Annotated in this window: 8 protein-coding genes; 7 read left to right on the forward strand and 1 reads right to left on the reverse strand. The window is 67.4% G+C overall.

Translation table 11 applies throughout. From position 1 onward, the window contains the following. Positions 1-72 precede the first annotated feature (72 nt). From WI697_RS06635 to WI697_RS06645, 3 genes are all read left to right on the forward strand, one after another. Positions 73-2,250: a hydantoinase/oxoprolinase family protein gene (locus WI697_RS06635; RefSeq protein WP_062760902.1), complete on the forward strand. Its 2,178-nt coding sequence runs from the start codon at positions 73-75 to the stop codon at positions 2,248-2,250. A gap of 50 nt (positions 2,251-2,300) precedes the next feature. Continuing rightward, positions 2,301-4,619 (forward strand): hydantoinase B/oxoprolinase family protein, encoded by a 2,319-nt coding sequence (locus WI697_RS06640; protein WP_014744947.1) that lies wholly within the window; start codon positions 2,301-2,303, stop codon positions 4,617-4,619. A 100-nt stretch (positions 4,620-4,719) separates the two neighbouring features. Further along, positions 4,720-5,226 (forward strand): acetone carboxylase subunit gamma, encoded by a 507-nt coding sequence (locus WI697_RS06645; protein ID WP_062760906.1) that lies wholly within the window; start codon positions 4,720-4,722, stop codon positions 5,224-5,226. Positions 5,227-5,271: 45 nt separating this feature from the next. On the opposite strand, the gene WI697_RS06650 is transcribed toward WI697_RS06645, so the two are convergent. Beyond that, positions 5,272-6,192: a DMT family transporter gene (locus tag WI697_RS06650; RefSeq protein WP_296711991.1), complete on the reverse strand. Its 921-nt coding sequence runs from the start codon at positions 6,190-6,192 to the stop codon at positions 5,272-5,274. Positions 6,193-6,388: 196 nt separating this feature from the next. Between WI697_RS06650 and WI697_RS06655 the strand changes: the two genes are divergently transcribed. The 4 genes from WI697_RS06655 (at position 6,389) to WI697_RS06670 (ending at position 11,331) form a co-directional block, all read left to right on the forward strand. Then, positions 6,389-7,156: an IclR family transcriptional regulator gene (locus tag WI697_RS06655; RefSeq protein WP_345957896.1), complete on the forward strand. Its 768-nt coding sequence runs from the start codon at positions 6,389-6,391 to the stop codon at positions 7,154-7,156. A 137-nt stretch (positions 7,157-7,293) separates the two neighbouring features. After that, positions 7,294-8,262: a TAXI family TRAP transporter solute-binding subunit gene (locus WI697_RS06660; RefSeq protein WP_345957897.1), complete on the forward strand. Its 969-nt coding sequence runs from the start codon at positions 7,294-7,296 to the stop codon at positions 8,260-8,262. A 79-nt stretch (positions 8,263-8,341) separates the two neighbouring features. After that, positions 8,342-10,315 (forward strand): TRAP transporter permease, encoded by a 1,974-nt coding sequence (locus WI697_RS06665; RefSeq protein ID WP_345957898.1) that lies wholly within the window; start codon positions 8,342-8,344, stop codon positions 10,313-10,315. After that, positions 10,312-11,331, forward strand: coding sequence for a M14 family metallopeptidase (locus WI697_RS06670; protein WP_345957899.1), 1,020 nt, complete (start codon positions 10,312-10,314; stop codon positions 11,329-11,331). Before WI697_RS06665 ends, WI697_RS06670 begins: the two co-directional genes overlap by 4 nt. Positions 11,332-11,376: the final 45 nt, after the last annotated feature.

An 11,376-nucleotide genomic window follows, 5' to 3' on the forward strand; every position in this document is an offset into this window, starting at 1 on the left:
ACGCGGCTTGCCATTCATGTCCTTGAGGGCGACGCCGATCGCCCCCGCCAACGACAGATCCTGGGAGGACACATGACACGCGCACAGACGACGGAGGACGCCCGGACCCCGGTTCCGGTGCAGGTGATGGGCATCGATGCCGGCGGCACGATGACCGACACCTTCTTCGTGCGCGCCGACGGCCATTTCGTGGTCGGCAAGGCGCAGAGCAATCCCGAGGACGAGGCCCGCGCGGTGATGGAAAGCTCCGCCGACGCGCTGGAGCAATGGTCGCGCGGGGTGGAAGAGGTCTATGACGAACTCGTCACCTGCGTCTATTCCGGCACCGCGATGCTGAACCGCGTGGTTCAGCGCAAGGGGCTGGAGGTCGGGCTGATCGTCAACCGCGGGCTTGAAGACCATCACCGCATGGGCCGGGCGATCCAGAGCTATCTGGGCTATGGTTTCGAAGATCGCATTCACCTGAACACCCACCGCTACGACCAGCCCCTGGTGCCGCCCGAGCGGACCCGCGGCGTGACCGAGCGGATCGACAGCCAGGGCCAGGTCGTCATCCCGCTGCGGGAAGACGAGGTCCGCACCGCCGTCCGCGAGCTGGTCTCGGCGGGGGCGAAGGCGCTGGTGATCAGCCTGCTGCATTCCTACAAGAACGGCACTCACGAGCGGCGCGTCCGCGACATCGCGATCGAGGTCACCCGCGAGCTGGGTGCGGATGTGCCGGTCTTCGCCTCGGTCGACTATTACCCGGTGCGCAAGGAAAGCCACCGCACCAACACCACCATTCTGGAGGCCTATGCGGCCGAGCCCTCGCGCCGCACGCTGACCAAGATCAGCGACCGGATGCGCGAGGTCGGCGGCCGTTTCGACCTGCGGGTCATGGCCAGCCATGGCGGCACGATCAGCTGGAAGGCCAAGGAACTGGCCCGAACCCTGGTCTCGGGGCCGATCGGCGGGGTGATCGGCGCGCGCTTTCTGGGCCAGATGCTGGGCTACGACAACATCGCCTGCTCGGATATCGGTGGCACCAGCTTCGATATGGCGCTGATCACCAAGGGCAATTTCGCCATCGCCTCGGACCCCGACATGGCCCGTCTGGTGCTGTCGCTGCCGCTGGTGGCGATGGACTCGGTGGGCGCCGGCGCCGGCAGTTTCGTGCGGCTCGACCCCCATACCGGCGCCATCAAGCTCGGCCCCGACAGTGCCGGCTATCGGGTCGGCGTGTGCTGGGCCGAAAGCGGCATCGACACGGTCACCGTCTCGGACTGCCATGTGGTGCTGGGCTATCTCAACCCCGACAACTTCCTGGGCGGGGCGGTCAAACTGGATGTCGCCCGCGCGCATGAGGCGATCCGCCGCCAGCTTGCCGAACCGCTGGGGCTGACGGTCGAAGCCGCGGCCGCCGGGGTGATCGAACTGCTCGATCTGTCGCTCCGCGACTACCTCCGCGCCACGATCAGCGCCAAGGGCTACAGCCCGGGCGATTTCGTGTGCTTCTCTTATGGCGGCGCCGGCCCGGTGCACACCTATGGCTATACCGAAGGGCTGGGCTTCCGCGACGTGGTGGTCCCGGCCTGGGCCGCCGGGTTTTCGGCCTTCGGCTGTGCGACCGCCGATTTCGAATACCGCTATGACAAGAGCGTCGATGTGGCGATCCCGGCGGTCGCCGACGACGAGGCCAAGACCCGCGCCTGTGCCACGCTTCAGCAGGCCTGGGCAGAGCTGGCCGACCGGGTGATCGAGGAATTCGCGATCAACGGCTTCAAGCCCGAGGACGTGATGCTCCGGCCGGGCTATCGCATGCAGTATCTGGGGCAGCTCAACGATCTGGAAATCATCTCGCCGATCACCAGCGCCGCCACGCCCGCCGATTGGGATGCGCTGGTCGATGCCTTCGACGAGACCTATGCCCGGGTCTATGCCGATGCCGCCCGCTCGCCCGAACTCGGCTTCAGCGTCACCGGCGCGATCATGCGCGGCGTGGTCACCACCACCAAGCCGGTCCTGCCGGAAGAGCCCGAGGCCGGGCCGGTGCCGCCCGAGGATGCGCGCCTCGGCACCCGCCGCTTCTATCGCAGCGGCCGTTGGGAAGACGCGACCATCTGGCGGATGGAAGACCTGAAGGCCGGCAACCGGATCGAAGGCCCCGCCATCATCGAAAGCCCGGCCACCACCTTCGTGCTGCCCCGCGGCTTCGCCACCCGGCTCGACGGCCACCGGCTGTTCCACCTGATCGAGACCGGCCGCGGCTGACCGCCGCCCGCTTCCCCGAAAAACCTCATCAGACGAAGGACCTGCATCAGATGAACGTGATGTCGTCCGAACGACGCGAGGGCCTGGTCCGCGGCGGCCTGACCCTGAAGGAGAACCGGGCCCGGGTGCTCGATCTCACAGCAAAAACCGGCCATTACGCCGGGCTCGAGACCCTGGCGCTCAAGCAGTCCGACCCGATCGGCTATGAGAAGATGTTCTCGAAGCTCCGCGGCGGCCTGGTTCATGCCCGCGAGACCGCCAAGAAGATCGCCGCCTCGCCCATCGTCGAGCAGGAGGGCGAGCTGTGCTTCACCCTTTACAACGCCGCCGGCGACTGCGTGCTGACCTCCACCGGCATCATCATCCATGTCGGCACCATGGGGGCGGCGATCAAATACATGATCGAGAACGGCTGGGAGACCAATCCCGGCATTTCCCCCGGTGACATGTTCACCAACAACGACTGCTCGATCGGCAATGTCCACCCCTGCGACATCGCGACCATCGTGCCGATCTTCTGGCAGGACAAGCTGGTCGGCTGGGTGGGCGGCGTCACCCATGTGATCGACACCGGATCGGTCGGCCCCGGCTCCATGTCCACCGGCCAGATCCAGCGCTTCGGCGACGGCTATCAGATCACCTGCCGCAAGACCGGCATCAACGACGTGCCGCTGCGCGACTGGCTGCATGAAAGCCAGCGCTCGGTGCGCACCACCAAATACTGGATCCTGGACGAGCGCACCCGCATCGCCGGCTGCCACATGATCCGCGATCTGGTGGAAGAGGTGCTGGAAGAACACGGCGTCGACCACTGGGAAAGCTTCGCCTACGAGGTGATCGAGGAAGGCCGCCGCGGCCTGCAGAGCCGGGTGAAGGCGATGACCATCCCCGGCACCTATCGCAAGGTCGCCTTCGTCGACGTGCCCTATGCGCATGAAGACATCGGCTGCCCCTCGGCCTTCGCCAAGATCGACAGCATCATGCATGCGCCGGTCGAGATGACCATCAATGCCGATGCCTCGTGGCGGCTCGATTTCGAGGGCGCGAGCCGCTGGGGCTGGCACACCTACAATGCCAATCAGGTCGCCTTCACCAGCGGCATCTGGGTGATGATGACCCAGACCCTGGTGCCGACCGAGCGGATCAACGACGGCGCCTATTACGGCACGAAATTCCGGCTGCCCAAGGGCACCTGGATGAACCCCGACGACCGGCGCACCGGCCATGCCTATGCCTGGCATTTCCTGGTGTCGAGCTGGAGCGCCCTCTGGCGCGGCGTGTCGACCGCCTATTACGGCCGCGGCTATCTGGAAGAGGTCAATGCCGGCAACGGCAACACCTCCAACTGGCTGCAGGGCGGCGGCATCAACCAGGACGGCGAGGTGCATGCGGTCAACAGTTTCGAGACCGCGGCCACCGGCACCGGCGCCTCGGCGATCCGCGACGGGCTGAACCATGCGGCCGCGATCTGGAACCCCGAAGGCGATATGGGCGACATGGAGATCTGGGAGCTGGCCGAGCCCCTGATCTATCTGGGCCGTAATGTGAAGGCCAATTCGGGCGGCTATGGCAAATACCGCGGCGGCTGCGGCTTCGAGACCCTGCGCATGGTCTGGAAGGCCGAAGACTGGACCATGTATTTCATGGGCAATGGCTACATGGTCAGCGACTGGGGGCTGATGGGCGGCTATCCCTCCGCCACCGGCTATCGTTTCGAGGCCCATGACACCGGCATCGCCCGCCGGATCGCCGCTGGCGAGCCCCTGCCCTTCGGCGCCGATCTCGACCCCGATCACCCGGAATACGAAACCCGCATCGATCGCAGCGCCCGGGTCAAGCGCGACCATCAGGCGATGACCACCGAGGCGGTGTTCGAGAACCACGATCTCTACCTGAACTACATCCGCGGCGGGCCGGGCTTCGGCGACCCGCTGGACCGCGACCCGGCGGCGATCGAGCAGGATCTGAACGAGCGCGCCCTGCTGCCCCGCTATGCCGCCTCGGTCCATGGCGCCGTGGCGACGAAGGTCGCCGGCGGCCGCTGGCAGGTCGACCGCGAGGCGACCGCCCGGCGCCGCGCCGAGATCCGCCGCGAACGCATCGCCCGCAGCCGCCCGACCCGCGCGTGGATGGCGGAAGAGCGGGAGCGGATCCTGGCCAAGGAGGCATCGCTGCCGGTCCGGCACATGTATGCCACCAGCTTCGGGCTTTCGGGCAAGTTCCTCGACCAGTTCCGCAGCTTCTGGGACCTGCCGGCCGACTGGACGATCGAGGAGAGCGAACTGGGCATCCCCTCCTTCGGTTCGAAGCACCGCATGGACCTTTCGGCCCTGCCCGACGTGACCACGATCCGTCTGGTGGAGGAGTGAGGCGCGGGCATCGCCGGGCCGGTCTTCCTCCCCCGGCGCCCGCCCCGGCGATGCCCCCTCATTTTCCCGAAATCACAATCTCTTATAAGGAAATCCGCAGATGTCGAGCTATACCCCGAAACAGGTCGCCGATCTGGTCGACGGTCGCCTGGACCCCGATGTCGTCCATCGCATGCTCTCCATGCCCAAGGATGCCGACCGGTTCGTGAAATATATCGAGGTGCTGCAGTCGCGCGCCGCCTGGCCGGACCGGATCCTGCTGCCGCTGGGGCCGCATCTGTTCATCGTTCAGGATGCAGCGAAGCACTGGAAGATCAAGTGCAGCTGCGGCCATGTCTTCTGCGATCATGACCGGAACTGGAAGCTGGAAGCGCTGGTCTGCGTCCGCGACACCGAAGAGGCGCTGAACGAGGTCTACCCGAAGCTGATGGCCCCCGATCCGGCCTGGCAGGTCTATCGCGAATACTGCTGCCCCGACTGCGGCGTGCTGCTGGACGTCGAGGCGCCGACGCCCTGGTATCCGGTGCTGCATGATTTCGAGCCGGACATCCCGACCTTCTATCGCGACTGGTTGGGGCTTGCGGTCCCCGAACGGGCCGGCGCCTGAGACTGAATGATCAATTGACCGTTTGACCGGTTGCCGGCCGTCCGCTCAGGACGGCCGGTTCACCATCCAGATCCCGCCCGCGACCAGCACCAGTGCGATCGCGAAGGCGGGCGTCAGTGCATCACCCAGCACGGCCGCCGCAGCCCCGACACCGAAGAGCGGGGTCAGAAAGCTGAAGGCCGAGAGCCTGGAGGCCGGATAGCGCGAGATCAGCACGAACCAGCCCAGATAGGACAGGCTGGCCACGCCGACGATCTGAAATGCCATGGCGCCGATCACCGTATCGGTCAGCGGAATGGCGAGATCGGCGCCCATGACCAGTGCCAGCACCACCAGCGCCACGGCCGAGACGCCCAGTTGATAGAGCAGCGTCACCAGTGGCGCCGTGCGCGAGAGCACGCTGCCCTTGATCAGCAGGGTGGTCAGCCCCCAGGCGACGGCCGCCGCGACCATCAGCAGGTCGCCCGCGATCGATCCGCCGCCTTCGACCAGCCCGTCGGCGAAGGCCGCGACGATGCCGCCGAAGGCCGCCAGGAGCCCCATCACCTGCCAGCGGCCCAGCCGCTCACCCGGGATCAGCAGATGGCCGCCGATCGCGACCACGAAGGGGGCGGTGTACAGGAACACCACCGCCCGCGACGCGGTGGTCAGCGACAGCCCGGTATAGAGCAGCGCGAATTCCAGCGCGAAGAGCAGCCCTGCCCCGATCCCCGGCCAGAGCGTGCCCGCCGGGATCACGCCGCGACGACGCCCCAGCGCCAGCACCACCACGCCGACGATGGCCGTGGCACCGATCGATCGCAGCGCCGCCTGGGCCATGGGGGCGGCCCCATCGGCGACCGCCATCTTCACGGCCACCTGCTGCAGGCCCCAACAGGCACACAGCACCACCATCATCAGCGCCGCGCCGGCATCCAGCCGGTTGGGCTGCACCGGCCGGCAGCCGGCCTCGCTCACGCTCGCCATCGGTACGGGGGATCTCCTCGGGCGGTTCCTCGGGCCACCGGTGCGTTGCCGGTAAACCATTGTGTCTTCTGGTCATACGCGGAATTCCACCCAGGGGCAACCCGGCCGACCCATGCATGCAGAACATGATTGACGGGCGGGAAATGAGGGGCTTAAGCTTATTTGGAAACATGGTTTCCCAATAGGAAACTTCTTGATGAAGTCTTTGACCTCGGCCCTCGCCATCTACGGCGCCTTCTCCACCACACGTCAGCCGCTCGGCATCACCGACATCTGCGAGCGGACCGGGCTTGCCAAAAGCCAGGTCTCGAAGGTGCTGGCCACCTTCCGCGAGCAGGGTTTCCTGGATCAGGATCCGGTCACCCGCAAATACCGGGTCGGGCCGATGAGCTTTCTGGTCGGCGTCGCCTATGCCCATACGCACGTCCTCACCCGTCAGGCGCTGCCGATCATGCGGGAGCTGGTCGATCGCTGCGGCCATTCCGCGGTGTTGAGCGTGCGCGAGGGCGACACCGTCTTCCATCTGCTGGCGGTGGAAGGGCCGTTCTTCGTCGACAGCCGCTGGCGCGTGGGCATGTCGGTGCCGTTCCACGCCACCGCGGCCGGCAAGATCCTGACCGCCTTCGACGCGCCCGAAGTGCTCGACCGGCTGATCGCGGCCCACGGCCTGCCCCAGATCACGCCCAAGACCATCACCGATCCGGCCGGCCTTGCCGACCATCTGGCCGAGGTTCGCGCCGCCGGCGCCGCCGTCACCGCGGGCGAGAGCGCGCCCGGCCTGGTGGCGATCGCGGTTCCGGTCTTCGGCGAGCACGAACACATCCGTGCCGCCCTCAGCTTCATCATGCCGCTTCAGGGCTACGAGCCCGACGCGGCCGAGGCCCATGTGGCGGATCTGCAGGCTGCCGCGCGCAGCCTGTCCTTCCGCCTGGGTGCCGAAACCTATCCCTTCGGCACCGCCTGACATCGACACATCCCGGTCGGACGGATCCGCCAGAGATCCGCCGCCGGATGGAGACCCGCCGCGCAAAGCCGGTGCCACGCCCCCGCGGGCACTGCCACCGCGCAAGACGCAGCCCATCAAGAAACACGTGAGGCTACATGTTCCGGACCATCGATCGCCGCATGCTCGGCGCCGCCGCCGTCGCGGCCCTGATGCTGCACGCAGCCCCCGGCTTCGCCGCCGACGAGGGCAAGCCGAAATCGCTCACCATCCTCGCCGGCCCGACCGGCAGCTCGTTCTATGCCACCGCCGCCGGCGTCGCCGCCATCCTGGGCGACGAGGGCGTGCGCGCCAATGCCGAAATGGGCGGCGGCACCTCCAACGTCGTCGGCGTCTCGCGCGGCACGGGAGAGCTGGGCCTGACCATGAGCATCGTGCCCAGCGTCGCCGCCGCCGGCAAGCCGCCCTTCCAGGAGCCGATCACCAATGTCCGCGGCATCGCCTCGTTCACCTCGATGCTGGCCCATATCGCGGTCGCGGGTGATTCGGACGTCCAGTCGATCGGCGACCTTGCCGGCAAGCGCTTCGCCTCGCAGCCGGTGGGCCAGGCCACGGCGCTGATCTTCGACGACCTGCTTGCCGCAACCGGCACCGATGCGTCGAAGATCGACATCGTCCGCGGCGGTCTCAGCTTCCAGACCGACCAGATCAAGGACCACCATTCGGTGGGCATGGTCTCGGTCGCGAACTATCCGGCCAGCTTCTTCACCGAGCTTGCCAGCACCTCCGACATCCGCTTCCTGACCATCGATGACGCGCTGGCGGCGAAGCTTCAGGAGCTGAACCCCGGCTATGCCCGCGCCGCGATCCCGGCCGGCACCTATCCGGGCCAGGATGCCGCGATCCCGACCGTCGGCACCTCGATGATGATGATCGCCTCGGACGAGATGCCCGAGGACGAGGCCTATTGGCTGACGAAGACGCTGATCGAAAAGTTCAAGCGTCTGCAGGGCGCCCATGCCGCCCTGGCCCGGCTGGAGCCGGCCGACATGGCCGCCATGCCCGGTATCACCATCCATCCGGGTGCGCTGCGCGCCTATCAGGAAGCCGGCGTCCTCGCGAAGTGAGGTGAGCGGCGCGGGCGGCCGGTGACCCCGGCCCCGCCCGCGCCCGTCCGACGCATCCTCGTCCGGAAGAAGATCCAGGATGACCACCGTCTCCGCAGCGGGCGAGGGCTCAGGCCTTCGCACCGTGCTGCGCCATGCCGCCCACGCGGTCGCGATCGGCATGTCGCTCTTCCACATCCATGCGGGCATCTTCGGCGAAGCGCCGGCGCTGGCCTATCGTCCCATCCATCTGGCGCTGGCCTTCGCGGTGCTGCTGCTGACCGCCGCCTCGATGCGGGCGCCGGAGACCGGCGCGAAGCGCTGGATCGGCCTTGCCTGGGATACGGCGATGCTGATCGCGGTGCTGGCCTCGACCCTGTTCCTGGTCTTCGACCAGACCCGCATTTCCGAACGCATGGAATACATGACCCGGCTGCTGACCGCCGAGCGCGTGCTGGGCGCCCTGCTGCTGCTGGTGGTGCTGGATGTCGTCCGGCGCAGCATCGGCTGGCCGATGGTCGTGATCACCCTCGTCTTCCTGGTCTACACCCAGGTGGGCGACAGCCTGCCCTATCCGTTCTGGCACCGGGGCTATTCCATCGACCGGGTCATCGAGCAGATGTACCTCACGGTCGACGGCATCTGGACGGTGCCGCTGGCGGTGACCGCCAGCTACATCTTCCTGTTCGTGCTGTTCGGCTCGCTGCTGGTCGCCTCGGGCGCCGGCGAGTTCTTCACCGATCTGGCCCGCGCCCTTACCGGCCGGATCGTCGGCGGGCCGGCCAAGACCGCCGTGGTCTCCTCCGCCTTCTTCTCCATGCTTTCGGGCAGTTCCACCGCCAATGTGGTGACAACAGGCAGCTTCACCATCCCGGCCATGAAACGCGGCGGCTTTTCGGGCTCGTTCGCGGGCGGCGTCGAAGCCGTGGCGTCCACGGGCGGGCAGATCATGCCGCCGATCATGGGCGCTGCCGCCTTCATCATGATGGAGACGCTGGGCGTCCCCTATGGCGACATCATGATCGCCGCGATCCTGCCGGCGATCTTCTATTTCGCCACCGTCTTCGTGATGGTCGATCTGGAAGCCCGGCGGCTGAACCTGCGGCCCGCCGAAGACGAGGAAATGCCGAAGGTCTGGCCGGTTCTGCGTTCGCGCGGCTATCTGCTGGTCCCGGTGATCTTCATGGTCTGGGCCCTGGTCTCGGGCTACACCCCGGCACGGGCCGGCGTCTGGGCCATCGGCATGCTGGCGGCGATGATCGTGATCTTCGATCGCCGCAAGGGCGTGCGCGGTCTCGCCCGGATCTTCGCCGACGCCCTGATCAACGCGCCCAAGCTGATCGCGCCGATCACCGCCGCCTGTGCGGTCGGCGGCATCATCGTCGGCGTGGTGTCGATGACCGGCCTCGGCTATCGCATGGCCACGATCATCATCGAAACCTCGCACGGCATCCTGCCGCTCGCGCTGGCGCTCACCATGGTGGTCGCGGTGATCATGGGCATGGGCATGCCGACCAGTGCCGTCTATGTGGTGCTGGCCGTGATCCTGGCCCCGGCTTTCGTCGATTTCGGCGTCGTGCCGATCGCGGTGCATATGTTCATCTTCTACTATGCCGTGATCTCCAACATCACACCGCCGCTCGCCGTCGCCTCCTTCGCAGCAGCCGCGGTCGGCAATGCCGATCCCTGGCGGACCAGCATGCATGCGGTACGCCTGGGCCTGCCGGTCTTCGCGATCCCTTATGTCTTCATCTATCACCCCGAATTCCTGGCCCAGGGCACGATCGGCGAGATCGCCTATGTCTGCCTGCTGATGGCGATCGCGATCTTCGCCATCTCGGTCGCCTCGATCGGCTGGCTGAAGGTGCCGCTGTCGCGTGCGACCCGTGCGGCGGCCCTGCTCTTCGCGCTGCTTCTGCTGCCCTCCGAACATGTCGGCCTGATCTATCAGATCACCATCCTGGCCGGCAGCTTCGCCCTCTTCTGGCTGTGCTACACCCTGGATCTTCGCCGCAAGGCCGGGGCCGCACCGGCCGGAACCGCCTCCCCCCACGGAAGAGACCCCGCCTCGTGACAATCATCACCGATCATCTCGCCCGGCTCGCCCCCGCGAGCCGCGGCCAGGGCCGCCTGGTCGCCGGTTCCACGGCCACCGGCGCCGAGATTTCCATCCCCTATATCGCCGCCCGCGGTGCAGCCAACGGCCCGACCCTCTGGGTCACCGCCACCGTCCATGGCGACGAGGTCAACGGCACGCTGGCGGCGCTCGATTTCGTCCGCAATCTCGACCTCGCCGCCATGCGCGGCGCCTGTGTGGTGATCCCGGCCGCCAACCCGCTCGCCTTCGATGCCCGGGCCAAGACGGCGCCGCAGGACGGGCTCGACATCGACCAGCAGTTCCCCGGCGCCGCCGGAGGGCTGACCACCCAGCGGGTCGCCGACCGGCTCTGGCGCGAGATCGAGCGCGCGGGCGACTGTCTGGTCAGCCTGCACACGCTCACCGCCCATTTCGAGGCGAAGCCCTATGGCGTCTACAAGCTGCATCCCGACGGCCCGGTGGCCGAGGATGTGCTGCTGCGCCACCTCTCCTTCTACGACCCCAGCGTCGCCTGCCTGATGCCGACCGTGAAGGCCGCGGGCGAGCTGCCGGGCAACATCTCGGGCGCCATCGACTACCAGTTCCAGGCGCTCGGCAAGACCGCCTTCATGGTCGAGCTGGGTGCCGGCAGCCGGATCGAATGGCCCTATGTCGAACAGGGCTCGGCGGGTCTGCGCCGGACCGCCGCCGAGATCGGGATGTTCGAGGATCGCCCGGCCCCCGGCGGCACGCTGCGCAAGGTTCTGAAGCGTCGCCACGTCACGGCCGATACCGGCGGTCTGTTCCGGGCCGCCTGCACGCCCGGTGACATTCTTCAGCCCGGATCGCCATTGGGCGTGATCACCGACATTTTCGGAGATATCGTCGACCGCGTGACCTTCGACGAGCCGGTCCTGGTCATCGCCGCCCGCCGCGATCCCGTCGTGGCGACCGGCGACCGCATCGGCTTCGTCGCCACCGCCTGGGAGTCCCGGACCCTCCAGAGCGCCTGACCACTCTGCCCACCTCATCCTGCCCCCGCGTCCGGGCCATCAGAA

The sequence above is a fragment of the Tistrella mobilis genome (assembly GCF_039634785.1).
Taxonomy (GTDB): domain Bacteria; phylum Pseudomonadota; class Alphaproteobacteria; order Tistrellales; family Tistrellaceae; genus Tistrella; species Tistrella mobilis.